Genomic DNA, 26,904 nt, shown 5'->3' with positions numbered 1-26,904 from the left:
GCACTGTTGTCCCCGTCCCCGTCAACACGGGGTGCAGAAACGACAGTGCCGCCGCAGCAAGAACTTCACTTGAAGTCGTGGCGATTACGCCGCTCGATCAGGCGGCGCGGCTCCAGCCTTCGCGGGCTGCAGCACCTTCCAGCTTGAACTTCGCCAGCATCGTGCGCAACTGACGGCTCTCTTCGGCGAGCGTGCCGCTGGCGGCTGTCGTCTCTTCCACCATCGCCGCGTTCTGCTGGGTCATCTGGTCCATGTGGTTGACGGAGGTGTTGATCTCCTGCAGTGCGGTCGCCTGCTCGCGCGCCGCCGTCGCGATCGTGTTGACGTGGCCGCTGACATTGTTGACCAGTGTCTCGATCTCCAGCAGCGCCTCGCCGGTCGAGCGCACCAGCGCCACGCCGTTTTCGACTTCCGACGCCGAGCTGTGGATCAGCGTCTTGATTTCCTTGGCCGCGTTGGCCGAGCGTTGCGCCAGCTCGCGCACTTCCTGGGCGACGACGGCAAAACCGCGGCCGGCTTCGCCCGCGCGTGCCGCTTCGACGCCGGCATTGAGCGCCAGCAGGTTCGTCTGGAAGGCGATTTCGTCGATGACCGAGATGATCTGGTTGATGCGGTTGGACGAACCCTCGATGCGGCCCATGGCATCGACGGCGCTGCGCACGATCGCGCCGGAACGGCCGGCGCTTTCCTTGGTGGCGCGCACCATCTCATGCGCCTCATTCGCCCGCTCCGAGGCGGTGCGCACGGTCGAGGTGATTTCGTCGAGCGCCGCTGCGGTTTCCTCAAGCGCTGCCGCCTGCTGTTCCGTGCGCTTCGACAGATCATTGGCAGCCGAGCTCAGTTCGGCGGAGTTGTCGTTGATGGTGCTGGCCGCGGTGCGCACGTTCTGCATGGTCGACCGCAGCGTCACCATCGTCTGGTTGACGTTCGTCTGCAGCTCGGCGAAGGCACCGTGGAATTCGCCGCGCATGTTCTGCGTCAGGTCGGCGTCGGCAAGCGCCGCAATCACGCGGCGGACTTCGGTGACGGTCTGGTCGACGCTGGAGACGAGCTCGTTGACGCTCCATGCGAAGCGGTTGAGGTCGTCGTTTTCATAGTCCTTGTTGATGCGGCCGGTGAAATCGCCGGCAACGGCAGAGGCGACGACGACGCTGATGTTGGACTGCAGGTCGCTGCTGCGCGCATGGAGGGCCGCTTCCTGCGCCTTCATCGCGCGCATGGCGATGCCGTTCTTGCGGAAGACTTCGACGGCACGGGCCATCTCGCCGATCTCGTCCTGGCGGGAAACGTCCGTCGCATCTCCATCCAGTTTTCCGTCGGCAAGTTCGCTCATGGTCGAGGTCAGGTCACGGACCGGCATGACGATGCCGCGGCGGGCAACGACGAGGCTGACGCCGACGCCGAAGAGCACGCAGGCCGCAGCGGCCGCGGCGAGGATTGTCATGGCGACGGACGAGGAATTCAGCGCCTCTTCACGAGCGGCGGAAAGCGCTTCGCCGGAATAGGTGCTGTAGGTCTTGACTGTTGCCGTCACGGTCTTTTGCGCTTCGAGCGCCTTGTCGAGTGCGGCCTTGACGGCACCGGCATCTCCGCCCTTCTCGGCGGCGACGGCGACCATGGCGCGGATCTCGTCGAAGTAGCTGTTGAGCGTCAGGCGGATGTCATTCAGCAGCTTGTCTTCGGCATCGTCGGCGACCGCCTCGATCTTGGTCAGGCGGCCGAGCATTTCGGTCGCACGCTTTTCGGTTTCCGCGCCGAAGTCGGCGGCGTTCTCCGGGGCGGCGGCGAGCTGATAGGTCATGCGGCTGATGGCGATGATGTCGACGCGCAGGTCCATTGCCTCGCGCGCTGCTTCCTCACGCGCGCCGACATCGACGATCGTCGCACCGAGCGAGGAAAGACCACGCGCACCGGCAAGCGCGATCAGAATGGAGGATATGCCCATGACCACGACCACAAGGCCGACCTTGGTCAAAATCGAAAGGTTCTTGAACGTCACTGCCGTGACTCCTGTGATGTCGCAATCGCGCTGATGGGAGGGGACATGGTCAGCCAAACCGGCGGGAGGAGGACCGGATGTTTGCGGCCCCGCAAGGGGAGGAACTGGGGCGCGCACTGACCAATAAGTACTTAGTAATTTCGAATTTAAATTCGGGTTAAAAAAGCGATCGCGTCTTTTCGCATATGCAGCAATAGTTGTTGTGCATATGCCGGAACGAAAAACGGGCGGACGATCGCTCGCCCGCCCGCAGACCACCGCAGCAGTCTTGGGAGATTTCAGTCTTTCCGGCCTATGACCGGCCGTATCCACCGCCGGTCGGCGTCACGACGGTAAAGGCTTCGCCAGCTTCGAGAACCGTATGGGCGCAGCCCGACAGTTCCTCCGTCCGGCCGTCATTGCGGCGCACGAGGTTGCGGCCGAGTTCACCCGGGCTGCCGCCCTTGATGCCGAAGGGTGCGACGCGGCGATGGCCGGAGAGGATCGCGAAGTCGAGCGTTTCCCGCGCCCGGATCGTGCGCTTCGTGCCGTTTCCGGCGTGCCACTGGCCGCGGCCACCGGAACCGACGCGAATGTGGAAGTCTTCGAGCACCACCGGGAAGCGGGTTTCGAGGATTTCCGGATCGGTGAGCCGCGAGTTGGTCATGTGCGTATGAACCGCATCGGCACCGTTGTAGCCGGGACCCGCCGGCGCGCCGGAGCAGATCGTCTCGTAATACTGATAATTGTCGTTGCCGAAGGTCAGGTTGTTCATCGTCCCTTGCGCGCCGGCCTGGCTCTGGACCGCGCCGAACAGGCAGTTCGTCACGGCCTGGCTGACCTCGACGTTGCCGGCAACGACGGCCGCCGGATAGCGCGGCGTCAGCATCGTACCCTCGGGGATGACGATGTGGATCGGCCGCAGGCACCCGGCATTCATCGGAATGTCGGCCTCGACCAGCACGCGGAAGACATAGAGTACGGCGGCGCGGGTGACAGGCGCCGGCGCATTGAAGTTGTCGCCGCGCTGCTCCGACGTGCCGGTGAAATCGACGGTCGCCTCGCGCTTGTCGCGGTCGACCGTGATCTTGACGACGATGCTGCAGCCCTGGTCCATCTCGTAGGAGAATTCGCCGTCTGGCAACTGGTCAAGCACACGGCGCACGCTCTCAGCAGCATTGTCCTGGACGTGGCCCATATAGGCCTCGACCACGTCTTCGCCGAACTGGGCGATCATCTTCTTGAGTTCGGCGACGCCCTTTTCGTTGGCCGCCACTTGAGCCTTCAGGTCGTTGACGTTCTGAAGGATGTTGCGCACCGGATAGCGCGCGCCATTCAGAAGCGCTTCAAGCTCGGCCTCGCAGAAGCGACCTGCATCGATGAGCTTGAAGTTGTCGATGTAGACGCCCTCCTCCTCGATGTTGGTGGCAAGCGGTGACATCGAGCCCGGCGAAATGCCGCCGATATCCGCATGGTGGCCGCGGCTGGCGACCCAGAAGCGGATCTCTTGTCCGGCATCGTCGAAGACGGGCGTGCAGACGGTGAGGTCAGGCAGGTGCGTGCCGCCGTTATAGGGCGCGTTGATCAGGAACACGTCGCCGGGCTTGATCACCGGGTTCTCGCGGATCGCGGTTGCGACCGAGGCGTCCATGGAACCCAGATGCACCGGCATGTGCGGCGCATTGGCGACGAGGTTGCCGCGGTTGTCGAAGACGGCGCAGGAGAAGTCGAGCCGCTCCTTGATGTTGACCGAATAGGCGGTGTTCTGCAGCGTCACGCCCATCTGCTCGGCGATCGACATGAAGAGATTGTTGAAGATCTCCAGCATGACCGGATCGGCATGGGTACCGATCGCGCTCTGCTGCTGCAGCGCCTTCACGCGGCGCAGCACGATATGGTCTTTCGCCGTCAGTTCCGCCTGCCAGCCGTCCTCGACGACGACGGTCTGGTTCGGTTCGATGATGATCGCCGGACCGTCGAGCCGCTGGCCGGGGCTGAGTTCGGCGCGCAGCAGGACCGGCGCATCGTGGAACTGGCCTTGCGAATAGAACTGAGTGCGGCGTGAAACGTCGGGCGTGCCCGAGGTGACGGATGCGCCTTCGCGCTCCATCTGGGCAGCACCGCCGCCGACCGTCTCGACTTCGACGGCGTCGATCACCAGCGCCTTGTTGTCGGCGACGAAGCCGAAGCGGCGCTTGTGCAGCTCTTCGAACTCGGCGCGCAGGCGGGCGATGTCGTCATGCGCCGGGAAGGTCGCGTCGACCGCAAGCACCGTGTCGGTGCCGGCATAGCGGATATGGGCGCGCAGATGGGTGCGAATTTCGTCGCGGGCAATTCCTTGTGCTTCCAGTTCGCCGAGGCAATCGACTTCCAGCTCGGCGCCCAGCGTGCTGAGGGCTGCCGGCGCCTTGTCGTCGAGCGCGACGCCGAGCGCCTTCTGGCGAGTCGAGCGGATATCGGCAAGTCCCATGCCATAGGCCGAAAGCAGGCCGGACATCGGATGCACGAGAATGCTCTTCATGCCGAGCTGGTCGGCAACGAGGCACGCGTGCTGGCCGCCGGCGCCGCCGAAGCAGCTCAGCGCATAGCGCGTCACGTCATAACCGCGCTGCACGGAAATCTTCTTGATCGCCTCGACCATGTTGGCAACGGCGATGCGGATGAAGCCGTCGGCCACATCCTCGGGGCTGCGGCCATCGCCGATCTCGGTCGCCATGGCAACAAAACGGCCGCGCACGGTCTCGACGTCGAGACGTTCGTCCTGGTTCGGACCGAACAGCGCCGGGAAGAAATCCGGCATCAGCTTGCCGAGCATGACATTCGCATCGGTGACAGCAAGCGGACCGCCATTGCGGTAGCAGGCGGGGCCCGGGTTGGCGCCGGCCGAATCCGGGCCGACGCGGAAACGTTCGCCGTCGAAGTGCAGGATCGATCCGCCGCCGGCGGCAACCGTGTGGATCAGCATCATCGGTGCGCGCACGCGCACGCCTGCAACTTCGGTCTCGAACGCCCGCTCATATTCACCATCGAAATGGGCGACGTCGGTCGAGGTACCACCCATGTCAAAGCCGATGACGCGATCGAAGCCCGCGGCTTCGCCGGTCTTGGCGAGGCCGACGACACCGCCGGCCGGGCCGGAGAGGATCGCATCCTTGCCCTGGAACATTTCAGCCGCCGTCAGGCCGCCGGAGGACATCATGAACATGACGCGTGCGCCGGTACGGGCAATATCGAGTTCGCCGGAGACCTGGGCGACGTAGCGGCGCAGAACCGGGGAGAGATAGGCGTCGATGACGGTGGTATCACCGCGGCCGACATATTTGATCAGCGGCGAGACTTCGTGGCTGACGGAGACCTGCTCGAAGCCGAGTTCGCGGGCGATGCGGGCAACGGCCGCCTCGTGCTCCGGATACTTGTAGGCATGCATGAAGACGATGGCGACGGCCTTGTAGCCCTTGCCCTTCAGGTCTTCGAGGGCAAAGCGCGCCTTCGCCTCGTCGAGCGGCTGCTCGACAATACCGTCGGCCAGCACGCGCTCGTCGAGTTCGACGATATCCTGGTAGAGCGCTTCCGGCTTGATGATTTCGGTCGCGAAGATCTTCTTGCGTTCCTGGTAGCCGATCTTCAGCGCATCGCGAAAGCCCTTGGTCGTCACGAGAGCCAGGGGCTCGCCCTTGCGCTCGAGCAGCGCGTTGGTGGCGACCGTCGTGCCCATGCGCACTTCGCCGATGAGGCCGGTCGGGATCGGTGCACCGGTCGCAAGGCCGAGATGCAGGCGGATGCCTTGCACAGCGGCGTCGCGATAGGCTTCCGGATTTTCGGACAGCACCTTGCGGGCATGCAGGTTCCCGTGCGGGTCGCGACCGATGACATCGGTGAAGGTGCCGCCACGGTCGATCCAGAAGTCCCAGCTGCCGGTTTCGCGTGCGCTCATTGTCCATCCCTCTCATTCGCGAGCCGCTTCATTGTGCAAGCCCGGAAATTCATCAAAGCAGTTCGTTGACAAAATGTCGATAAAATGATGACATAAAATCGTCAAGATGAGGAAGAGCTGAATGACGAAGAAGTCGGAGGATAGCTTCGAAGGACGGGAATGGGCCGAAAATGCCCTGCCCGAACATCTAAAGCCGGTCGCGGCCATCGGCCCGATCGTTTCCTCCGCGCACCTTGCTGAAGGCGGCTCTCCCGGCCTCTCCGAGGTCGAATACGGGTTGATCCTCGCGTCGCATGCCTTTCACCGCTGGATGATGCGCTGCATGGCGGCCGCCGGCGTACCCGGTCTTTCCCCGATCGAGATCCTGATCCTGCACACGATCCGCCACCGCGATCGCGGCAAGAAACTCGCCGACATCTGTCTCGTGCTCGACATCGAGGACACCCATGTCGCGACCTATGCCATCCGCAAGCTCGAAGCCGCAGGCCTCGTGACGACGGGCAAGGAAGGCAAGGAAAAGACCATCCTCATCACCGACAAGGGGTCGGACGCCTGCACGCGCTACGCAAAAATTCGCGAGCGGCTGCTGGTCTCCTCCACCGCCAAAGCGCGTCCTTCCGAGGAGACGCTTTCCGAGATCGCCGCCGTCCTGCGTTTCATGTCGGGCGCCTATGAACAGTCCGCGCGCGCCGCGACCACATTGTAACAAGGAAGACCGCGTGACCGTCGATACGCCTGCGCCCCTGCTCGCCGTTGAGAAGCTTTCCGTCGCCTTCAACGGCAATCCTGTCGTCGAAGACCTGAGCTTCACGGTGACGCCCGGCCGGACGCTCGCAATCGTCGGCGAATCCGGCTCCGGCAAATCGGTGACGTCGCTGTCGATCATGCGGCTCTCGGACATGATGGGCGGCCAGTTTCCGACCGGCCGCATCCTGTTTCGCGGCAAGGACGGCGAAATCGATCTGACGAGCGCCCCGCAGAAGACCATGCGCGCGATCCGCGGCAAGGAGATCGCCATGATCTTCCAGGAGCCGATGACGTCCTTGAACCCGGTCTTTACCATCGGCGACCAGGTCGCCGAAGTGTTGATGCTGCACGAGAAGATGACCAAGGCCGAAGCGCTCGTCGAGACGCGCCGCCTGCTCGACATGGTGCGCCTTCCTGATTCTGCAGAACTGATCGGCCGCTATCCGCACCAGCTTTCCGGCGGCATGCGCCAGCGCGTCATGATCGCCATGGCGCTTGCCTGCCGGCCGAAACTGCTGATCGCCGACGAGCCGACGACGGCGCTCGACGTCACCATCCAGGCGCAGATCCTGACGATCATCCGCGACCTCCAGAAAGAACTCGGCATGGCGGTGATCTTCATCACCCATGACATGGGTGTCGTCGCCGAAATGGCCGACGACGTCGTCGTCATGTGGAAGGGCCGCAAGGTCGAGGAAGGTCCGGTCGGCGAGATCTTCGCAAGCCCCAAGCACCCCTATACCCAGACGCTGCTTTCCGCCGTGCCGAAACTCGGCAGCATGACCGGCGAGGAATTCCCGAAGCGCCTGCCTCTGACCATGATGATCGACGGCGAACCGAAGCGCGTCGGCGAAACCCATATCCAGCGCACCGCCCGCTACGACGCGGCACCGATCCTTTCGGTGCGTGATCTCGTCACCCGCTTCGACGTGCGCAAGAACCTTTTCGGCAAGGCGACGCACCGCGTGCACGCCATCGAAAACGTCAGCTTCGACATTTTCCCGGGTGAAACGCTGGCGCTGGTCGGCGAGAGCGGCTCGGGCAAGTCGACGATCGGTCGCACGATCCAGCAACTGCAGAACGCAACCTCGGGCGAGATCCTCTTTGGCGGTCGCCCGGTCTCGGCCATGAGCTATGCCGAGCGGCAGCGGCTGAAGCAGGAAATCCAGTACATCTTCCAGGATCCCTTCGCCTCGCTCGACCCGCGCAAGACCGTGGGCTTCTCGATCGCCGAACCTATCCGCACCCACGGCCTGATCCTCGGTGAAAAGGACATCGAAAAGCGCGTGCATGAATTGCTGGAGCGCGTCGGACTGACGCCCGCGCACGCCAAGCGTTACCCGCACGAATTCTCCGGCGGCCAGCGCCAGCGCGTCTGCATTGCGCGTGCGCTCGCCTCCCGTCCCAAGCTGATCATCGCCGACGAGGCGCTCTCGGCTCTCGACGTCTCGATCCAGGCGCAGATCATCAACCTGTTCATGGAGCTGCAGGAACAGGAGGGTCTCGCCTATCTCTTCATCAGCCATGACATGGCGGTGGTCGAACGCATGAGCCACCGCGTCGCCGTGCTCTATCTCGGCCAGGTCATGGAGTTCGGCAGCCGCCAGCAGGTCTTCGAGACGCCGTCCCATCCCTATACTCGCCGGCTGCTTTCCGCGGTGCCCGTCGCCGAGCCCGGCAAGGGTCGCGAGCGCGCCATGCTGGAGGGCGAGATCCCGAGCCCGATCCGCCGCGTCGGCGACGAACCCGCGGTGCTGCCGCGCAAAGAAATCGCCCCTGGCCATTACGTGGCCAAGGGTGCGTGAGCCGCTTTCTCTTCTCAGGAAGGCTGTCGAAACAGGAGTGAGTAAATGATCAACAAAAAGGGGATCCACGCCGCTTTCATCGCCCTTGCGATGGCGGGTAGTTTCATGACCGCAGCCCCGGCCTTTGCCGCCGGCACGCTGACGGTATCTTCGCCGCAGGATCCGGGAAGCTGGGACCCGGTCGACACCTTCCTCGTCAACTGGGCGTCGGTTGCCACCAACATCTATGACGGCCTGACCTATCGCGGTCCGGATCTGAAGCTCGTGCCCGGCCTTGCTACTGCTTGGGAAGAGCTCGACGGCGGCAAGCGCCTGCGCTTCACGCTGCGCGAGGGCGTCAAGTTCCACAACGGTGAGCCCTTCAATGCAGAAGCAGTGAAGTTCACCTTCGACCGCCTGCTCGGCGAAGAAGGCTCCAAGGGTCCGCAGAAGTCCAACTATGCCGTGATCGAAAAGGTCGAGATCGTCGACGAAAAGACAGTCGACCTCGTCCTGAAGACGCCGGATCCGGTGCTTCTCACCAAGCTCGCCGGCTATGGCGCGATGATCGTGCCGCCGAAGTACATCCAGGAAAAGGGTGAGGACTACTTCAACGCCCATCCTGTTGGCACCGGCCCGTTCAAGTTCGTCTCCTACGAGCCGAAGGTCGGCATCAAGCTCGAAGCCTTCGCAGATCATTGGGGCGGCGCGCCGAAGCTTTCCAACCTCAACTACCGCTTCATTTCGGAGCCGGCGACCGCCGTTGCCGAGCTGCAGGCCGGCCGCGTCGATCTCGTCATCCCGCCGACCATTCCGATCGGCATGATCCCGACGATCCAGGGCGATAGCAATCTGGAGATCGTCTCCAGCGCCGGCCCGACGGTCTACGCGCTGCGATTCAACACGCGCGACGGCATCACCAAGGATCCGAAGGTCCGCAAGGCGCTGATCCTCGGCGTCGACCGCGACACCATCATCCAGTCGATCCTCGCCGGCCAGGCGGATCCGATCGCCAGTTTCCAGGGCAAGCTCTCCTTCGGCTTCGACCCGGCGATGAAGCCGCTGCCGTACGATCCGGAACAGGCAAAAGCGCTTCTGAAGGAAGCCGGCGTTGCGCCGGGCGCTTCCGTGCAGATCGACGTTCGCGGTAACGACGCGACCTTCAACGAGGTCGTGCAGGCTATCGCAAGCTACCTGCAGCTGATCGGCATCAACGCGACGATCAAGCCCTATGAAACCAACGTTCTCTTGAACGACATCATCCCGGCCGGCAAGACCGGCGCGCTGTTCCAGCAGTCCTGGGGCGGCTGGACGCTCGACTACGACAACACCGCCTACTCGATGTACCACTCGGGCGAAAAGTGGAACCCGTACGACAAGGACGCGGAACTCGACAAGCTGCTCGAATCGCAGCGTTCGATCACCGACCAGGCAAAGCGCGAGGAGATCCTCAAGCAGATCGCCAACTACGCCGCAGACCGTTCGCTCGAAATGCCGCTCTATAACCTCAACGCCATCTTCGGCGTGAGCAAGCGCGTCAAGAACTTCACGCCGGTGCCGGATAGCCGCCTGCGGCTGACGGACGTGACGGTCGAGTAATACAGGCCGGTCCGTCGCCTCACGCTTGAGGCGGCGGACCATTTTTCCAAAAGGGCGGGTCACTTGGCCGGATTTCTGATCAAACGTTTTCTGCAGGCGGTCTTCGTCGTGTTCGTCGTGACACTGACCGTCTCCTATGCCATCCGGTTCACCGGTGACCCCGCGCTAATGCTGGCGCAGGGCGCTGGCAGCGTCACCGAGGCCGACCTCGTGCGCATCCGCGAGGGGCTCGGCCTCAACCAGCCGTTCCTGGCGCAATATGCCGATTTCATCACGGGCATGTTCAGGCTCGATTTCGGCCGCTCCTTCATGGGCGGTACGCCTGTTTCGCAGCTGATCGCCTCTGCGCTGCCGGCGACCATGCTGCTCGCCTTCGCCTCGCTGATGGTCTCGATCGCGATTTCCATTCCGCTCGGCATCCGCGCCGCCGTCGCCCGCGGCAAGTGGGCCGACCAGACAATCCGCATTCTGTCGCTCGTTGGGCTTTCCTTCCCGAACTTCTGGCTTGCGATCATGCTGGTCCTGTTGTTCTCGATCGTCCTCAAATGGCTGCCGCCAAGCGGCATGGACGGTTTTGCAAGCTTCATCATGCCGGCGCTGACCATGGGCATCATCCTGACGGCGACCAATGTGCGCCTGGTGCGCACCGCGATGCTGGAAACCTTGCAGTCGCAATACATCATGGTCGCGCGCGCCAAGGGCCTCAGCGAAAGCAAAGTGCTCTACAAGCACGCACTTCGTAACTGCGCGATCCCGCTGATCACCTATTTCGGCCTGCAGTTCGGCGGCCTGCTCGGCGGCATCGTCGTCGTCGAGCTGGTGTTCAACTGGCCGGGCATGGGCACGCTCGCCTTCGACGCGGTCGCCTCACGCGATTACCCCGTGCTTCAGGCGGTCATAACCGTGCTTTCGCTAATGATCGTGTTCGTCAATCTTCTGGTCGACATCGCCTATGGCCTCGTCGATCCGCGCATCCGGACGGAGTGAGCCGATGTCGTCAAAGGCTTCCAGCACCCGCTTCGCCCGCTTCCGCAACCTCGAATTCATCCTCGGAGCGCTGCTCACCGGGGGCATCTGCCTCGCCGTTCTCTTCTCTGGCGTGCTCTTTCCCGGCGGCGTCGACAAGATCGACCTGATGGCGCGGCTGACGCCGCCCTTCGTCAATTGGGCCCATCCGCTCGGCACCGACCCGCTTGGCCGCGACGTGCTGGCTCGCGTGGTTGCCGGCGGCAAGATCTCGCTGCTCGTCGGCCTGACGTCGGTTGCCGGCGCCGTCGTCGTCGGCGTGGTCATGGGGCTTGTCTCCGGCTACTATCGCGGCTTCTGGGACATGCTCGTCATGCGCTTTGCCGATGTGCAGCTGGCGCTCCCCTTCATCCTGCTGGCGATCACCTTCATCGCCATCGTCGGCGGCGGGCTCGGCAATACCATCATCCTGCTGATCGTCTCGCAGTGGGTGCAATATGCGCGTCTCGTGCGCGGCTCGGTCCTGTCTCTGCGCGAGCGCGAGTTCATCCAGTCGGCCCGAGCCATCGGCGTTCGCGATTACAGGATCCTGTTCCAGCACCTGTTGCCGAACCTGATCGGCCCGGTGATCGTGCTGATGACGCTCAACGTCGCCAACAACATCCTGCTCGAAAGCAGCCTCACCTTCCTCGGCCTCGGCGTCGATCCGCTGATCCCGAGCTGGGGCGGCATGCTGGCCGACGGCCGCACCTACCTGCAGAACGCCTGGTGGGTCAGCGTCTTCCCGGGCCTTGCGATCCTGCTCACCGTTCTCGGCCTCAATCTTCTCGGCGACTGGCTGCGTGACAGCCTCGACCCAACCGGTAGAACTTCACGATGACGACGATTTTCGAAGGCGCCTTCGAGCGCACCCTCGACACGCTTCTGACCACCTACGGCAAGGAGGCCGCCCGCGGAACCAAGCTCGAAGCCTGGCTGTTCGACGATGCCGCCAGCCGTAAGGCCGCCGAACAGAAACTGGCAAGCTTCGGCGTCAAGGCGGCGCTCAGGAGCGCCTACAAGCCGCTGCTGCATTTCTTCCTGGAAGAAGTGGATCGCGCAGCCCTCGCAAGCGTCGTCGTCCGCTATCCCCAGCATGAGGGCGCGCCTCAGAACCGTTTCCTGCTCGAAGCCTATCCGCTCGCAGCCCTCGTCGGCGATGCCGAGATCCGCTTCGAGGCCGGCAGCGCCAAGGCATTCACCTATGATGTCGCGCTGACCTTCCGTGACGGGCGCCAGGAAAACCACGCCGTATTCGCACCGAACCGCATCCACACCGATTTCATCGGCGAGACGCTTTTGTCGCCGACCGGCTGGATCCGCCTCGACGAGGGCTGCGACAAGCATCGCGAATGCCACCTCGATACCGACTATGAGCGGCTTTTTGCCGGCACGATGCAGGCGATCTCCGATCATGCCTGGGGTGACAGCGAGCCCTATTTCGAAGAGCTCAACATCCGCGTGACCCTGCCGATCACCGACTTCCGCCTGCCCGTCGGCGAGGAAGTCATCAGCCTTCGCGAAGCGCTGCACGAGGACTTCTATTTCTCGCTGCTCGAAGTCTTCCAGAAGAAGTCCGGTCGCCCGCTCGGCGACCGCGGCCTGAAGCCCGGCCAGATCGTGCCGGAGATCGTCTTCGGCGTCGGCAAGCCCACCGTCGTCGTCAAGGCGCGGCCGCTGCAGGCGACGGATGTCGAAGGCGAAACCCTGCCGCTCGACACCGCCGAGGCACCGCTGGCGGTGGCGCAGATCCATGCCGAACTCGCCGCGATCGACGGCCAGCCCTTCGAGGCCAGGTCGCGTGCCGGCCGGCCGGTGAAGGCCCGCTATCACAAGGGAAGCGATGCGCCGGTCATGATCAGCGGCGGACAGCATCCGAACGAGACGACCGGCATCGTCGGCGTGCTCCGCGCCGCCCAGGCGCTCGCCGCCCGCACCGGTAGCCACTTCACCATCTCGCCGCTCGAAAACCCCGACGGCTATGCCGTGCACCAGCGGCTGCGCGTCGACAACCCGCTGCACATGCACCATGCCGCCCGCTACACCGCCCTTGGCGACGATCTCGAATACCGCACCGGTGCAGCACTCAACGAGCGCGAGATCCGTAAGGAGGCCGAGCGGCTGACCGGCGCGCAGCTGCACGTCAACCTGCACGGCTATCCCTCGCATGAGTGGACGCGGCCGCTTTCGGGCTACGTGCCGCGCGGTTTTGCCATGTGGACCCTGCCCAAGGGCTTCTTCCTGATCATGCGCCACCACGCCGAATGGGAAGCGCGCGCCGAACAGCTGATCGCGGAAGTCACCGAGCGGCTTGCGGCCGTTCCGGGCCTGCTCGCCTACAACGACGCCCAGATCGCGCTTTACGAGACGCATGCCGGCGAGACCGGTTTCCGCATCATCAACGGCTTCCCCTGCATGATCTCCGTCGACGACCGCCACACGGCACCGCTGACGCTGATCACCGAGTACCCGGATGAGACAATCTACGGCGATGCCTTCATTGCCGGCCATGAGGCTCAGAAGGAAACGGTGCTTGCGGCCTATGATGCGTTCCAGCGGATCATGGCCGTCGCCTGACCTCCGTCATTTGGCCGGTCCGTGCCGCTGCGTACCCTTGCGCAGCGACACATCGTTTGACGGTCTGCGCCTTGCGCGGCAGCGCCCGCCCGGCGCTGCCGCGCAAGGCGATTTTTGAGGGCTCTTGTCCGATCGCTCGCCCCGCAAATGCGCGGCTATTCTCTCCGTCCCATCCGAATACGGTAAGCCCCGGCCGCTCTGCATTGCCGGGCTCCCGTTCTCGCCGCTAGAAAGGCAGCGAAAGGCCGCAACGTTGTTGCAATCCTCGTCCACCAGACGTGAACGAGACACGCCTATCGGATTCGGAGATATTCAATGCGCCTGCTCCTTGTCGAGGATGAGCTGGAAATGGCGGCAGCACTCAGTGCCGCACTCAGCCGCTATGACATGATCCTCGACCATGCACCGTCGATCGACCATGCGATGGCGGCGCTGGCCAACCAGGTTCACGACGGCATCATCCTCGACCGGCAACTGCCCGACGGCGATGGCCTGTCGCTGATCCCGCGGGTGCGTGCGCTACGATCGGGAATCCCGGTAATCGTGCTGACGGCGCGCAGCGCCATCGACGAACGGGTCAGGGGGCTCGACATGGGCGCCGACGACTATCTCGCCAAGCCGTTCGCCGTGGAGGAATTGCTGGCGCGCATCCGTGCCCTGATGCGACGTTCACCTGATATTGCGCCGATCACCGCCCGCATCGGCCAGCTGATCTTCGATTTCGAGGGCAGGCAGGCTCGTGTCGACGGCCGGGTGCTGGACCTGCCGCGGCGGGAGCTGCTGGTGCTGGAGGCTTTGGCGCGCCGGCAGGGGCGCACGGTGCAGCGTTCGACTCTGGAGGAATCCGTCTATGGCTATGACGACGAGATCCAGTCCAATTCTCTCGACGCGCATGTTTCGCGGTTGCGCCGCAAGCTCTCGGAAACCGGTGCCGGCGTTGAAATTCACAGCATCCGCGGCGTTGGCTACCTTCTGAGACCCTCTCCATGACGAACGCTTCCACCAACTCGCTGAAGAAGCGTCTGATCTGGCAGATCCTGACCTTTCAGGTGCTGCTGTTGATGGCGGTCATCGCCGGCTTCATGGCCTTGCTGACGCGCGCCGATCTCGGCGGCAAGTTCCTCGACGCCGACGCCGCGTCGATCGCGGCCGGGGCAATCCGGCCGGATCCCGCCGGTGGACTGACGCTGGTTGAGACGCCGCAACTGCTTGCCATGCGGGCCGAGTCCGCCGATTTCTGGTTCGTCGCACGCAACGAACGCGGTGACATGATCCGCAGCGGACCGGTGCCGGACGCCTATCGCAGCATTGGCGAGCACCTCGACCGCATCGCCTTTGGCGATATGCGTGACAGCGTCGAGCCCTATACTCTCTCGTCGATCGTGCGCTCGGTAACCACGGACAACGGCACCTATACGGTGCTTGCCGGCGGAGGGCGGCTCTGGAGCGCGTCCTTCGCGGTGTTCATCCTGGCAAACCTTCTGCTTTTGCCGATCGTCTTGATCGTGGTGCTGATCCCGGCCTTCGCGATCCCGATCATCGTAAGGCGCGCCTTTGCCGGTCTTGCCGAAGTTGTCGACCAGGCAAAGACGATCGATGTCGAGCGCCGCGGTGCCCGGCTGCCCGATCATCGCATCCCCGGCGAAGTGCGACCGCTCGTTGAGGCGTTCAACGGCGCACTGCAGCGGCTCGATGAGGGGTACGAGCGCCGCCAGCGCTTTATCCTCGACGCGGCACACGAGCTTCGAACCCCGGTTGCGATCCTGCACACGCGCCTGGAAAGCATGGAGGCCGGCCCGCTCAGGAACCGCCTGCTGATCGATTCCAATCGCATTGCCGGGCTTGCCGAACAGTTGCTCGACCTCGAACGCATCGATCGCGACGGCACGGATTTCGGGCAGCTCGACCTGGTTTCGCTCTGCCGCGACGTGACGGCCGACCTCGCCCCGCTTGCGCTTTCGGCCGGCTGCGACCTTTCCTTCGCTCCGGGCACGGAGCGCGTCGTCGTGCGCGGCGATACCGGCGCCATCGAGCGGGCGGTCACCAACCTCGTGCGCAACGCCATCGAACACGCCGGCGGCCTGATCACGATCCGGGTGGAGCGCGGTGGCGTGATCGAGGTTACCGACGAAGGTCCCGGCATACCGGAGCGGGAACGGGCCCGGATCTTCGAGCCCTTCCATCGCCTGCAGCCGCGGGACCATGGCGCCGGCCTCGGCTTGCATCTGGTCAGCGAGATCATCGGCCGCCACAAGGGTCACATCTCGGTGGTCGATGATCCCAAGGGCGGCGCCTGCTTCCGCATCACCTTACCTGCCGGCTAGGATTTTCCTCAGTCGGCGTATGGTTAACAGTTAACTAACAACAAAATCAGCAACTTAGATAAGTTGCGCAATGTTGATGCAATCCGTGGGGCCGACAAAGGCCGTGTACCGTCCAAACATCGCCATCCCACCCCAAAGGTGAAGCGCGCATGGGAGGACGCAAGCGCCATCAAGGCGCGTTTCCTATGCACGGAGCAAGAAAATGCGGCAGTCCAGCAAGTTTTCCATCTGGTCGGGTCTTACCCTTCTCGCCCTCTGCGGCGCACAGCCGTCCCAGGCGGCTGATTTCTCCGCCCCCACCTATCAGGACCCGCCGGCCTTCAGCTGGAGCGGCGCCTATGTCGGTGCCCATGGCGGCCTTGGCTTTACCGGCAGCCCCAACCCGTTCGCCGACCGCAACGGCGTCGCGCTCGGCGTCCAGGCCGGCTACAACATGCAGGCCGGCCCCGGCATCGTCGGGGCGGAAATCGAAGGCTCCTATCTCGGCGACACCGAGCACAAGGTCAACGGCGGCAAGCTCAAGGAGAAATGGCGCGGCGCCATCAAGGCGAAGGCGGGTCTCACCTTCGACCAGACGCTCGTCTACGGCACGGCCGGTTACGCCATGACCAGCTACAAGAAGGGCGGCGACGTGCGTAACGACGTCGGCTTCAAGGGCGGCTATCTGCTCGGCGCCGGCGTGGAACAGGCCTTTGCCGGCGGCCTCTCCGCCAAGCTCGAATACAACTACATCACGACGCCCGATGTCCGCACCCACACGAGCTCAGGCTCCAGCGAGAAAGACATCAACAGCCACGTCATCAAGGCCGGCATCAACATGCGTTTCTGACGGGTCCGACGGTTTGCGGCGGCGCGGCAACGTTCCTCCCAGCAGCGCCCCGACAGACCGATGCCCCTGCCCTGATCACTCCGCCGCTTCCCGCGCCGATCGCTCGGGCGTTGCAAGCCGGCGCCAGATCGGCGCCATGGCAGCGGCGATCTCGCCGTAAAGCGCAAAGCGCCTGTCATAATGCGCGGCAAGTGCAGGGTTTGGACGGTAGTGGCGCTCGGTCTTGACCATCGCCGCAGCACCGGCGGAGATATCGGCGAAAAGGCCGATGCCGGCGCCAGCCGTAATCGCGGCGCCGAGCGCGCCGGTCTCGCGTGAACGGGCGACCGTCACCGGCACGTCAAGCACGTCAGCGAAGATCTGCGGCCAGATCAGGCTGCGCGATCCGCCACCCGAAAGCACCGCCTCCTCGAAGCGAGCCCCAGCCGCGCGCAACGCCGCGATATGTTGGCGATGGCCGAAGGCGACGCCTTCAAGCACGGCGCGGACCAGATGGCCCTTGCCGTGCCAGCCGGCGACGCCGTAGAAGCCGGCGCGCGCGTTGCCGTCCTGCTGAGCGCCATAGAGAAACGGATGGTAGAGCGGGTCATCAGAGGCCGGCGTGACCTCGGCTGCCAGCTGGCAGCAGAGATCGAAGGGCGACCGGCCATCCTTGCCGTCGTGCGGGAAGAGCTCGCGCACCAGCCATTCCAGATTGGCCGCCGACGTGGCACTCGCCTCGATCGCCATGTAGCGCTTGCGATCGAAGGTCGAGGACATGAAGAGCGGGCGTGAGAGATCAGGCTGGTCGATGATCACCTGGTTGATGCTCCAGGTGCCGGCGATGATCGAGGCAGCACCGGTGCGGGTGACGCCCGAGCCGATTGCCGAAGCGACCACGTCGAAGAGCCCACCGACAACGGGTGTGCCGGCAGCCAGACCCGTCTGCGCCGCCGCTTCCTCGGTAACGCGTCCGACGATATCGGCGCTTTCGGCGAGATCGGGCAGCAGGTCCATGTCTTCGCCGAGGCCATAGGCCTTCATTAATGCCGCATCGTAACGCCTACCGGCGACATCGAGCAGGCCCGCGCCGCTCATGTCCGAGACGTCGCTGACGCGCGCGCCGGTCAGGCGATTGATCACGAAGTCCTTGCAGAGAAACACCGTGCCGACTTTTTCAAACTGCTCAGGCCGATGGCGCTTCAGCCAGGCAAGCAGGGTCGGCGTTTGTGATGGCCAGGGCTTCTGCCCGGCGATCGGATAGGTTCGCTCGCCGACGCCTGCGGCCTGCCACTCCTCGACGAGGCCGGCGGCGCGAGTGTCGAGCGACTGTATGCCGACAAGCGGTTCTCCGTCTCGATCGAGCGCGTAGAGACCGTTGCCGTGCCCGGCGCAACCGATCGCCGCGATCTCGCTGGCATCGATGCCGGCGCGCTCGATGCAGGCGCGGATCACCACCTTGGCATGGCTCCACAGTTCGCCAAGCCCACGCTCGACATGGCCGGGCATCGGCACATGGCTGTGCCCTTCTTCCGCGGCCATCGCGATCTCGTTGCCGTCACGATCGAAAAGTACCGTCTTGATCACGGTGTTCCCGGCGTCGATCCCGAGCAGATACTTACCCATTGCCGAACCCCTCCCCAAGGTCCTTAATCCATTTGCCGGAACGCCGCCGGTGTCCTCACAGCGGCAGCGTTCCTCTTGCGCCGGAGCATCGCTGGTGAAGCGGTTCCGGCTGAGCGATTTCAACCGCGCTGGTAGAGCGCGTATGCTTCTTCGCCGCTTACATCCTCATGGATGATCGCCATCAGGCCGCGCACAACGGCGCTCGGATTGGCGTGCTGGTAGATGTTGCGCCCATAGACCATGCCCATTGCGCCCTGACGCATCAAGGCCGCCGACTTGTCGAAGACGTTGCGCAAGTCCTCCTTGCCGCCGCCACGCACGAGAACCGGGCAGCGCGCAGCCTCGACGACCCGGTGGAAATCCTCGGCATTGGTGGTCGGGTCCGCCTTGACGATGTCAGCGCCCATCTCGCGCGCAAGCCGGGTCAGCGTCACGATCTTCTCGGCATCGCCATCGACCATGTAGCCGCCATGCTCGGTCACCGGCTGCATCACCAAGGGCTCGATCATCAACGGCATGCCGTACTTGTCGCAATCGGCCCGCACGCGCGAGATGTTGGCGACGCATTGGCGGAAGAGATCGGGCTCGTCCGGCAGCATGAAGAGGTTGACGACGACGCAGGCCGCGTCCATCGCCAGCGCGCCGATCAACGGTTCGGCCTCGTTCTGCAACACGGCCCACATGTGCCGGTGGCGGATGCGGTTATAGGGGTTGCCCATGTCGAGACGCATGACCAACGCCGGCTTGTCCTTGCCCGGCACCTCCTGCAACAGATCCGCCTGGCCAAAATTCATCTGGATCGCATCCGGTGCGGCCGCGACCAGCGCCTTGACCACGGCTGACATGTCTTCAAGACCATTGAGGAAGGAGGGTTCGTTGCAGACGCCATGATCGATCGCGACGTCGAGGCAACGTCCACCGCCGAACAGACGGTTCATCCGGACCTTGCTGTTGTTTCGCATAATGCACTCCTTTGTTCGTTCCGTACGGATAGGGTTTCCTCGTCGACGCCATGGCGCTCGACGAGAAGGGCAAGAAATCGCTTACGCTCGACCGCGACACGCGGCGGCAACCATTGCTTTTCGATGGCAAGCACGGCGAGCACCGCATCCACCATGTCGAGCGAGAGCTCGCCGGTGATTGCAAGCGTCGTGCGGCGCAGCAGCAGGTCCTCGAGATGTTCGACGGCTTCGCTGCGGATCAGGTATTGCAGCTCGCGCGCGGAGTAATCCGGATGCGGCAAGGCATGGTCAGCGCCGGCGGCGATGAGATCGGCAACGTCTCGCGCGCCCGTTCCATAGCGGACGAAAAGCACTTGCATGCGCTCCCGCGAAAGCCCGGTGGCTGCCGCAACATCATCGACCCATCGGTCGCGATCGGAGGGATAGTCTTGCCCGCCACCGATGGCACGTTCTCCGGTGCTGACATGGCGCTGTTTTGCGAGCCGTTCCAGGGTGAGGTCGGCCGCCATTTCGCCGAAGGAGCGGAACGTCGTCCATTTGCCGCCGATCATGCAGAGCACCGGCGGACCGCCCTCAACACCCTCCACGAAGGTGCAGAAATGGTCGCGCGGGATGCGACCGGTGAAGCTGTCCTGGCTCGCCGGCAGCGGCCGTACGCCCGAGAACTGGAACACCACCTCTTCCGGCCTGATCCGGATGTCTGGCAGGACGAAGGCGAGCGACTGCAGGATGTAGTCGCGCTCGTCGGCTTCGCAGCGCACGGTTTCGGGATCATCGACACGAATGTCCGTCGAGCCCACCAGCACCTTGCCGAGATATGGAAAGAGGATGCAGATGCGGCCATCCTCGTTCTCGTAATAGATCATGTGGCCGTTAAGCGCTTCCATGAGTTGGGCATTGTCGATGATCAGATGCGAGCCCTTGGTGCCGCCCATCAACGGGGCCGGTTTCGACGTTGCGGGAAACAGTGCGCCGTTGGCGATATCGATCCAGCCGCCGGTGGCGTTGATGATGAGGCCGGGCTCGATCGCAGCGACCGCGCCGGTGACATCGTCCTTCAGTTCGTAGCGTCCGGGTGCGGCCAGCGTCAGTTCGGCGTAGTTCAGCGCCTGCGCGTGAGAACCGGCGGCAAGCCCATCCTTCAACAGCTCGATTCCGAGACGTTCCGGCTGGCTGACCCAGGCGTCGTAATAGGTCGCGGAACTCTTGATGTCGGGATTGAGCGCCGGCCAGCGTGCAAGCGTCGTGCGCCGCCCGCGGAAGGCATGCTTCGGCATCAGCGCCCGCTTGCGCGTCAGGAAATCATAGATGCCAAGGCCCATCTTGACGGCGACGGCGCCACGGCGGCTTGGCCGCCGCGTCAATCCCAGGAAGCGAACCGCGCCATTGGCAAGGCCCGAGAAGATGTCGAAGATCGGCACGGTCGTGGGCAGCGGCGCCACGTAATGCGGCGCGTTCTTCAGCAGCCGATCGCGTTCGACCAGCGATTCCCTGACCAGGCTGAACTCGCCATTTTCGAGATAGCGAAGACCGCCATGCACCATGCGTGACAGCGCCGCACTCGCGCCCGAACAGTAGTCGTGCTTCTCGACGAGCAGCACGTTCACCCCCTGCAGCGCCAGTTCACGAAAGACGCTGAGGCCGTTGATGCCGCCGCCGAGGACGCACACGTCCACCTTCGGGCTCTTGGGGAGCCCGTTGAAAATCTCTTCCCGGTTCATGATGGCAGTCCGTTAGCTGTCCATGTTGACGAGCGTCGCCGCGATGGCCGCGTCGATCCCCGCGAGATCATCGTGATCGAGCCGGATCGTCCCGGCCCTTGCATTGTCGAGCGCTTGCGCCGGATTGCGTGCGCCGCAGAGCGCGAAAGTCACGCCCTCCTGGCAGAGCGTCCAGGCAATGACGATCTGGGCGATTGTCGCGCCATGCTTTTCTGCGACCGGCTGGATGGCCTTGGCAAAGGCCGCGACCTTTTCGCGGTTGCCGACCGAGAAGCGCGGATTGTCGCGCCGCTGGTCGTCGCCTGAAAACACCCGCTCCGGTCCGATGCCGCCGGAGAGAAGGCCGAGCGCCAACGAAGAGTAGCTGAGCGTGGCGACGCCGTTGCGCCGCGTCAGCGGCAGAAGCTCCGACTCGATCTCGCGATCGATCATGCTGAAGCGTTCCTGGATCGCGTCGAGCCCCCCGATCGCGATGCACTGTTCCAGTTCGCTACGGCCGACATTGCTGGCGCCGATCGCCCGGATCTTGCCCGCCTGGCGCAACTCTTCGAGCGCGGCCATGGTCTCCTCGATTGGCGTCGTCGGGTCCTGCCAATGGGTGATGTAGAGGTCGATGTAATCGGTGTCGAGCCGCTTCAGGCTCTGCTCGACCTCGTGATGGATCGCATCTCGGCCGAGGTAGCGGTGCACCGGCTTGCCGTCCTGGTCGAAGAAGTGCTTGCCCTTGTCCGTATGCCACACGAGCCCGCACTTGGTGGCGATGATTGCCTTGTCGCGGCGTCCGGCCAATGCCTTGCCGACGATCTCTTCCGAGCGGCCGAGGCCATAGGCCGGCGCCGTATCGATCAGCGTCACACCGGCGTCGAGCGAAGCCTGGATCGCGGCAATCGACTCCCGCTCGTCCGTGCCGCCCCACATCCAGCCGCCGATCGCCCAGGTGCCGAGCCCGACGGCCGAAGCCTTCACGCCCGATCGGCCGATCTCCCGCATCAATTGATCCCCGCTCATGCCAGAAGTCCCTTTTCGCTTGCCATGGCGAGCACGCGCTCGCCGGTCGCCTCGTCCGTCACCAGCGTGTCGAGGTGGTGTCCCCGCATGACGCTGAGGATCGGTCCGGCCTTGTTCGGTCCACTTGCCACGCCGATCTTCGTCGGGATCGAGGCGAACTCCTCGAGCGTCAGTGACACCAGCGACCGGTTGAGGCTGTAGTCACAGACACGTCCCTCATCATCGAGCAGATGGGCGAGAAGTTCGCAGCTTGCGCCAGAGCGCTCGATTGCCGCTCGGTCGGTGCTCGAAGACGGATGCAGGTCGTAGTAGCTCGAATCGTCCGAAAGGATCGAACCGATGCCGACCACCGCCACCTTCGCTTCGCGCGCCCTCCCGAAGACATCCGCCACCGAGCGCATGTTGATCAGCATCGCCCGCTCGGCGGCACTGTCGGCAAAGAGCGGCGCGTGGATCTGGAAAGACCGCCCGCCGAGCCGGTCGGCCATCATCGTCGAGACGTGGTTCACATCCGTATAGTGCTTGCCCTGGACGCAGCCGGTGCCGGGGATAACCTCGACATCGAAGCGGCGCGGCGCCTGCAGCCCCGCGACGACGGCACTGACACCCTTGCCGCCGGTGATGCAGATCGTGTCGCCATCGCCGATCTCCTCGAGCAGCAGCCGGGCTGCCGCCTCGCCGACCGCCTGGAGTGCGGTCTGCTGATTGTCGGAAACGGTCGGCACGACGATCGCCCGGCGGATGCCGCCGATCGCAAGCAACTGCTCTTCCATGTCGACCAAGGGCTCGATCGGCGACTTGATCTTGATCTCTACCAGGCCAAGCTGACGGCCGCGCTTGATCAGCCGGTTAACGGTCGGCTGCGAGATGCCGAGCCGATCGGCGATCTGCGACTGGGTCAGTCCTTCGAGGAAATGCAGGACGAGCGCCTGGTGCATCTGCCGCGCGACGACGAGTTCTTCTCGCGCACTTGAGGCCTGGGACAAAATGGGTTTGGCAATCGGCATGGTCAGGCTGCCTTCCGCTTGTGCAGCAGGTGGTCGATGGAAACGGCAGCCAAGAGAATGCACCCCTTGATCATGTCCTGCCAATAGACGGAGACGTCGAGCAGGATCAACGAGCTGGTGACGACCGAGAGAAGAGCGATACCGAGGATGGCGCCGAGGATGGTGCCCGAGCCACCGTTGAGCGAGGCGCCGCCGATGACCGCCGCAGCGATGATGTTGAGCTCCATACCGACCCCGAAGGTGGGCGTCGCGGCGCCGAAGCGCGACATGTAGATGACGCCGGCGACACCTGCGAGCGTCGAGCAAAGCACCGTCACCCAGAACTTCACCTGCTTGGTCTTGATGCCCGAATAGAGCGCCGCCTTCTCGTTGCTGCCGGTATAGAAGACCTTGCGGAAGGCGGTCGCCCGGCGCAGCAGGAAGTCGAAGAGCACGACGACGGCGACGAAGATCAGGATGACATAGGGCACGCCGTGGAACGTGCCCTGCCCGACCGCCTTGAACGACGCCGGCAGCGTGAAGAGCGACAGCGGCGTGCCCTTGGTGATGACGAGGCAGAGGCCGCGCACGATCACCATCGCCGCCAGCGACGTGATGAAATGATTGAGCCCGACGACGGTGACGAAGAAGCCCATGATCATGCCGATCATGCTGCTGGCGAGGATGCCGACCAGCGAGGCCGTCCAGGGATCGACACCGGCGAGAAACAGCGAACCGGCCAGCACCATGGCAAAGCAGACGACCGAGCCGACGGCGAGGTCGATGCCGCCGACAATGAGCAGGATCGTCATGCCGACGACGACGATGCCTTCGACCGAAAAGCTCATCAGCATGGCGCGCATGTTGCCGAAGGTGAGAAAATGCGGCGAGGCAAAGCTCATGATGATACCGAGCGCCAGGATGATCGCGATCAGCCCCGCCTCACGCATCGTGCCGATGCGTTTCCAGGCGGGCGCCTGCGCATGCGTTGCAACCATCGTATCAACAGCCATTTCCGCCTCCCCGGCTCTATCAGTTCTTTCAGGCGACATGATCCACCATCCGGCCAGCCTCGGCCGTTTGCGTCACCCCTGAGGCCAGGCGGATCACCGCCTCCTCGCTCATTTCTCTGTCATCAAGCTCGCCGGCGATCGCGCCTTCGCGCACGACCAGAACCCGGTCGCAAAGCCCGAGCAGCTCCGGCAGTTCCGACGAGATCACGACAATGCCGATGCCGGTTTCTGCAAGCTCGCGCAGCAGCCGGTGGATTTCGGATTTGGCGCCGACATCGATGCCGCGCGTCGGCTCGTCCATCAGGATCACTTGCGGGCGAACGGCGAGCTGCTTGGCAATCGCCACCTTCTGCTGGTTGCCGCCCGAGAGCGACGAGACCGGCATATCGATGCCGCCCATGCGCACGCCGAGCCGGCGGACGAAATCGCGGGCGAGATCGGCCTCGGCCCTGGAATTCAGCAATCCGAGCGGCCCGGTCAGCGTCTTCAGATCAAGCACCGAAATATTCTGCGCGATCGACAGGTCGACGAAGACGCCGGAGCCCTTGCGATCCTCCGAGAGATAGACGATGCCGGCATCGACCGCGTCGCGGTAGTTGCCGATGCGCTGCGGCTTTCCGCGCAGCGTAATGTCGCCCTTCGACTTGGCCCTCAGACCGCAGATCGCTTCGGCGATCTCGGTACGACCGGAGCCGATCAGACCGCCGATGCCAAGAATTTCGCCCCGCTTCAGATCGAAGGAAACGGTGTCGATGCGGTCGTCATCGCTCAAGCCACGCACAGAGAGAATGGTCTCGTCCGTCCGCGCCTCCGGCGCCTGCTTTTGCGGATAGAGCTGGCTGATCTCGCGGCCGACCATGCGGCGCACGACATCGTCAGCAGTCACGTCGGCGATCTTCTCGGTGACCACATGGCGGCCATCACGAAACACGGTGACGCGGTCGCAGAGCGAAAAAATCTCGGCCATGCGGTGGCTGATATAGATGATCGATATGCCCGCGGCCTTCAGGTCGCGGATGATGGCGAACAGCGCCTGCGCTTCTGCTTCCGTCAGCGCCGCGGTCGGCTCATCGAGGATCAGTACGCGGCAGTCGAGCGTCAGCGCCTTGGCAATCTCGACCAGCTGCTGGCTGGAAATGGCGAGGTCGGCGACCTTGCGGCGGACGTCGATCGGCGCCAGCCGGTTCATCACTACCTGGGCTTCGCGTTCGAGCGCGCCGTAATTCATCAGCGGCGAGCGCCGGCGGTTGGTGGCCGCCATGAACATGTTTTCCGCCACCGTCGCATCCGGGCAGAGCGCGATTTCCTGGTGGACGAGGCCGATGCCGAGCGTCTGGGCGGTCGCCGGCGAGGCGATTTTCACGGGCGCTCCATCCACCAGCACCTCGCCGTCATTCGGCTGCAGCACACCGGCAATGATGTTCATCAGCGTGGATTTGCCTGCGCCGTTTTCGCCGCAGAGTGCGTGGATCTCTCCCCGCTCGAGGCGAAAATCCACCTCCGTCAGCGCCTTCACCGCACCGAAATGCTTGGTGACGCGCCGGACCTCCAGAACCGGTTGTGCTGTCATGCTGTCCTCCACCCGCAGTCCTGGCTGCCCGGAAACGACCGGGCAGCCAATTCACAATCTTACTCGTCGATGCCCTTGGTGCCACGACGCTTCAGGTACTTGTCCCAGTAGAAGTCATCGGCATTTTCGGCGGTAACGATCGAAAGGCCGTTGTCGACGAAGGGGATGCTCATCGGGTTGAAGCCGGAACGCTTGGCGTCGTTCATCGGGTCGATCAGTTCCGGGTGCTTGGCCATCCACAGGAGCATGAAGCCCATATAGCCCTGCATGCCCTGGTTCGGGTTGATCGAACCGAAGACTTCGCCGGCCTTGATCATGTCGAGGATGTTGGCGTTCACGTCGGCGCACATGACGAGGACCTTGCCGCCGCTTTCCTTGCTGGCCTGGGCCGCACCGATCGCGGAGTTGGCTTCCGGCATGAACACGGCGCCGAGGTTCGGATTGGCCTGGATGAGGCTCATCAGACCCTGATAGGCCTTGTTCGGATCCTGGTTCGAGGCGGCGCGACCGACGAGTTTCATGTCGGGCCACTTCTCGGCCATGCGATTGACGAAGGCGGTAATGCGCTTGTCGTGGTTGTCCTGGCCGGGGTTTTCAAGAACGGCATATTCGCCCTTGCCGCCCATCTTCTCGGCGATCGCGTCGGCGGCATAGATGCCTTCGCGGGTGTTGTCCGAGGTGATGAAGGAGACGCGCTTCGACAGCGGCGAGTCCGCAGCGAAGGTGACGACTGCCGTGCCCTGATCGATCGCCCGGTTGATCGGCTCGATGAACGGATCGGAGTTCATCGGGTGCACCAGAATGCCGGCCGGGTTCTGGGCAAGCGCCTGGTCGAAAGTGGCGATCTGCTTGTTGACGTCATATTCCGGCGTGCCGGTATATTCGGTCTCGCAGCCGAACTGCTGGCCGGCCTGCTTGAACATTTCATAGACCGGGAACCAGTATTCGACGCCGGATACCATGACGTTCATGACGTATTTTTCGCCGGGCTGGCAGCGAAACGGGTTCGCCGTTTCGGCGCTTGCCGAACCTGCCCAAAACGAAGCTGCAATGACCGCCAGAGCGGTCGTGCTGAGAAATTTGCGCACGCGTCCTCCTCGAGGCCGAAGCCCCTCCCAAAAACCGATAGGGCCGTTTGTTTGCGGCCGCTGAATGTATGAGTTCGCCGGAACTCCTCCTCGACTTCCGACGATTGCGATTTAAGCCGCGGACTCGGCTTATGTCAATATAATTCACAGCATGAATAATAATTCACGCGCGAC

Annotated in this window: 19 protein-coding genes; 9 read left to right on the top strand and 10 right to left on the bottom strand. The window is 63.8% G+C overall.

Annotation, left to right across the window (positions count from 1 at the left end):
* Positions 1-97: 97 nt before the first annotated feature.
* Both IB272_RS22020 and IB272_RS22015 read right to left on the bottom strand, forming a co-directional pair.
* Positions 98-1,999, bottom strand: a complete 1,902-nt coding sequence (locus IB272_RS22020; protein WP_060644639.1) for a methyl-accepting chemotaxis protein — start codon at positions 1,997-1,999, stop codon at positions 98-100.
* Between the two features lie 292 nt (positions 2,000-2,291).
* Entirely contained in the window at positions 2,292-5,912 is a 3,621-nt protein-coding gene (locus IB272_RS22015) for a hydantoinase B/oxoprolinase family protein (RefSeq protein WP_112976655.1), read from the bottom strand.
* 121 nt (positions 5,913-6,033) lie between these two features.
* Between IB272_RS22015 and IB272_RS22010 the strand changes: the two genes are divergently transcribed.
* The 9 genes from IB272_RS22010 (at position 6,034) to IB272_RS21970 (ending at position 16,777) form a co-directional block, all read left to right on the top strand.
* A complete protein-coding gene (locus IB272_RS22010) occupies positions 6,034-6,618 on the top strand; it encodes a winged helix DNA-binding protein (RefSeq protein WP_043622645.1) in 585 nt (194 codons plus the stop codon).
* A 13-nt stretch (positions 6,619-6,631) separates the two neighbouring features.
* Positions 6,632-8,464: a dipeptide ABC transporter ATP-binding protein gene (locus IB272_RS22005; protein ID WP_034805626.1), complete on the top strand. Its 1,833-nt coding sequence runs from the start codon at positions 6,632-6,634 to the stop codon at positions 8,462-8,464.
* A gap of 45 nt (positions 8,465-8,509) precedes the next feature.
* Positions 8,510-10,042, top strand: a complete 1,533-nt coding sequence (locus IB272_RS22000) for an ABC transporter substrate-binding protein (protein WP_060521971.1) — start codon at positions 8,510-8,512, stop codon at positions 10,040-10,042.
* Between the two features lie 63 nt (positions 10,043-10,105).
* Positions 10,106-11,029, top strand: coding sequence for an ABC transporter permease (locus IB272_RS21995; RefSeq protein WP_060581038.1), 924 nt, complete (start codon positions 10,106-10,108; stop codon positions 11,027-11,029).
* Positions 11,030-11,033: 4 nt separating this feature from the next.
* Positions 11,034-11,888 carry an ABC transporter permease gene (locus IB272_RS21990; RefSeq protein ID WP_060644790.1) on the top strand — a complete coding sequence of 285 codons (855 nt, stop codon included), beginning with the start codon at positions 11,034-11,036 and terminating at the stop codon, positions 11,886-11,888.
* Positions 11,885-13,624: a hypothetical protein gene (locus IB272_RS21985; protein WP_060581040.1), complete on the top strand. Its 1,740-nt coding sequence runs from the start codon at positions 11,885-11,887 to the stop codon at positions 13,622-13,624. Before IB272_RS21990 ends, IB272_RS21985 begins: the two co-directional genes overlap by 4 nt.
* Positions 13,625-13,939: 315 nt before the next feature.
* Positions 13,940-14,614: a response regulator transcription factor gene (locus IB272_RS21980; RefSeq protein WP_060521968.1), complete on the top strand. Its 675-nt coding sequence runs from the start codon at positions 13,940-13,942 to the stop codon at positions 14,612-14,614.
* Positions 14,611-15,948 carry a HAMP domain-containing sensor histidine kinase gene (locus tag IB272_RS21975; RefSeq protein WP_060581041.1) on the top strand — a complete coding sequence of 446 codons (1,338 nt, stop codon included), beginning with the start codon at positions 14,611-14,613 and terminating at the stop codon, positions 15,946-15,948. Before IB272_RS21980 ends, IB272_RS21975 begins: the two co-directional genes overlap by 4 nt.
* 202 nt (positions 15,949-16,150) lie before the next feature.
* Positions 16,151-16,777: an outer membrane protein gene (locus tag IB272_RS21970; protein ID WP_051659706.1), complete on the top strand. Its 627-nt coding sequence runs from the start codon at positions 16,151-16,153 to the stop codon at positions 16,775-16,777.
* A 75-nt stretch (positions 16,778-16,852) separates the two neighbouring features.
* Here IB272_RS21970 and IB272_RS21965 read toward each other — a convergent pair whose 3' ends face one another.
* From IB272_RS21965 to IB272_RS21930, 8 genes are all read right to left on the bottom strand, one after another.
* Positions 16,853-18,382 (bottom strand): FGGY-family carbohydrate kinase, encoded by a 1,530-nt coding sequence (locus IB272_RS21965; protein WP_060581042.1) that lies wholly within the window; start codon positions 18,380-18,382, stop codon positions 16,853-16,855.
* A 119-nt stretch (positions 18,383-18,501) separates the two neighbouring features.
* Positions 18,502-19,320: an aldolase gene (locus IB272_RS21960; protein WP_180316482.1), complete on the bottom strand. Its 819-nt coding sequence runs from the start codon at positions 19,318-19,320 to the stop codon at positions 18,502-18,504.
* The gene (locus IB272_RS21955; protein WP_060581044.1) at positions 19,317-21,065 is read right to left on the bottom strand and encodes a glycerol-3-phosphate dehydrogenase/oxidase; all 1,749 of its coding nucleotides are present in this window, start codon (positions 21,063-21,065) and stop codon (positions 19,317-19,319) included. Before IB272_RS21955 ends, IB272_RS21960 begins: the two co-directional genes overlap by 4 nt.
* A 12-nt stretch (positions 21,066-21,077) precedes the next feature.
* The gene (locus IB272_RS21950; RefSeq protein WP_192445050.1) at positions 21,078-22,073 is read right to left on the bottom strand and encodes an aldo/keto reductase; all 996 of its coding nucleotides are present in this window, start codon (positions 22,071-22,073) and stop codon (positions 21,078-21,080) included.
* Positions 22,070-23,080, bottom strand: coding sequence for a sugar-binding transcriptional regulator (locus IB272_RS21945; RefSeq protein WP_034805596.1), 1,011 nt, complete (start codon positions 23,078-23,080; stop codon positions 22,070-22,072). Before IB272_RS21945 ends, IB272_RS21950 begins: the two co-directional genes overlap by 4 nt.
* Positions 23,081-23,082: 2 nt before the next feature.
* Positions 23,083-24,072: an ABC transporter permease gene (locus IB272_RS21940; RefSeq protein WP_060521961.1), complete on the bottom strand. Its 990-nt coding sequence runs from the start codon at positions 24,070-24,072 to the stop codon at positions 23,083-23,085.
* A gap of 28 nt (positions 24,073-24,100) precedes the next feature.
* Complete coding sequence (locus tag IB272_RS21935; protein ID WP_060581047.1) at positions 24,101-25,642, bottom strand: sugar ABC transporter ATP-binding protein; 1,542 nt, start codon at positions 25,640-25,642, stop codon at positions 24,101-24,103.
* A gap of 59 nt (positions 25,643-25,701) precedes the next feature.
* Positions 25,702-26,730 (bottom strand): substrate-binding domain-containing protein, encoded by a 1,029-nt coding sequence (locus IB272_RS21930; RefSeq protein ID WP_034805587.1) that lies wholly within the window; start codon positions 26,728-26,730, stop codon positions 25,702-25,704.
* Between the last annotated feature and the right edge of the window lie 174 nt (positions 26,731-26,904).

The organism is Ensifer sp. ENS08 (assembly GCF_014852195.1).
Lineage (GTDB): Bacteria > Pseudomonadota > Alphaproteobacteria > Rhizobiales > Rhizobiaceae > Ensifer > Ensifer adhaerens.
Note: the sequence above shows the minus strand (reverse complement) of the source record. Positions and strands in the feature narration are given on the sequence as shown.

What these genes read in the sequence shown, in the direction of transcription:
- IB272_RS22015 (WP_112976655.1), bottom strand. Translation starts at nt 5,912, where the DNA reads ATGAGCGCACGCGAAACCGGCAGCTGGGACTTCTGGATCGACCGTGGC.
- IB272_RS22010 (WP_043622645.1), top strand. Translation starts at nt 6,034, where the DNA reads ATGACGAAGAAGTCGGAGGATAGCTTCGAAGGACGGGAATGGGCCGAA.
- IB272_RS22000 (WP_060521971.1), top strand. Translation starts at nt 8,510, where the DNA reads ATGATCAACAAAAAGGGGATCCACGCCGCTTTCATCGCCCTTGCGATG.
- IB272_RS21990 (WP_060644790.1), top strand. Translation starts at nt 11,034, where the DNA reads ATGTCGTCAAAGGCTTCCAGCACCCGCTTCGCCCGCTTCCGCAACCTC.
- IB272_RS21985 (WP_060581040.1), top strand. Translation starts at nt 11,885, where the DNA reads ATGACGACGATTTTCGAAGGCGCCTTCGAGCGCACCCTCGACACGCTT.
- IB272_RS21980 (WP_060521968.1), top strand. Translation starts at nt 13,940, where the DNA reads ATGCGCCTGCTCCTTGTCGAGGATGAGCTGGAAATGGCGGCAGCACTC.
- IB272_RS21975 (WP_060581041.1), top strand. Translation starts at nt 14,611, where the DNA reads ATGACGAACGCTTCCACCAACTCGCTGAAGAAGCGTCTGATCTGGCAG.
- IB272_RS21970 (WP_051659706.1), top strand. Translation starts at nt 16,151, where the DNA reads ATGCGGCAGTCCAGCAAGTTTTCCATCTGGTCGGGTCTTACCCTTCTC.
- IB272_RS21965 (WP_060581042.1), bottom strand. Translation starts at nt 18,382, where the DNA reads ATGGGTAAGTATCTGCTCGGGATCGACGCCGGGAACACCGTGATCAAG.
- IB272_RS21960 (WP_180316482.1), bottom strand. Translation starts at nt 19,320, where the DNA reads ATGAACCGTCTGTTCGGCGGTGGACGTTGCCTCGACGTCGCGATCGAT.
- IB272_RS21955 (WP_060581044.1), bottom strand. Translation starts at nt 21,065, where the DNA reads ATGAACCGGGAAGAGATTTTCAACGGGCTCCCCAAGAGCCCGAAGGTG.
- IB272_RS21950 (WP_192445050.1), bottom strand. Translation starts at nt 22,073, where the DNA reads ATGAGCGGGGATCAATTGATGCGGGAGATCGGCCGATCGGGCGTGAAG.
- IB272_RS21945 (WP_034805596.1), bottom strand. Translation starts at nt 23,080, where the DNA reads ATGCCGATTGCCAAACCCATTTTGTCCCAGGCCTCAAGTGCGCGAGAA.
- IB272_RS21940 (WP_060521961.1), bottom strand. Translation starts at nt 24,072, where the DNA reads ATGGCTGTTGATACGATGGTTGCAACGCATGCGCAGGCGCCCGCCTGG.
- IB272_RS21935 (WP_060581047.1), bottom strand. Translation starts at nt 25,642, where the DNA reads ATGACAGCACAACCGGTTCTGGAGGTCCGGCGCGTCACCAAGCATTTC.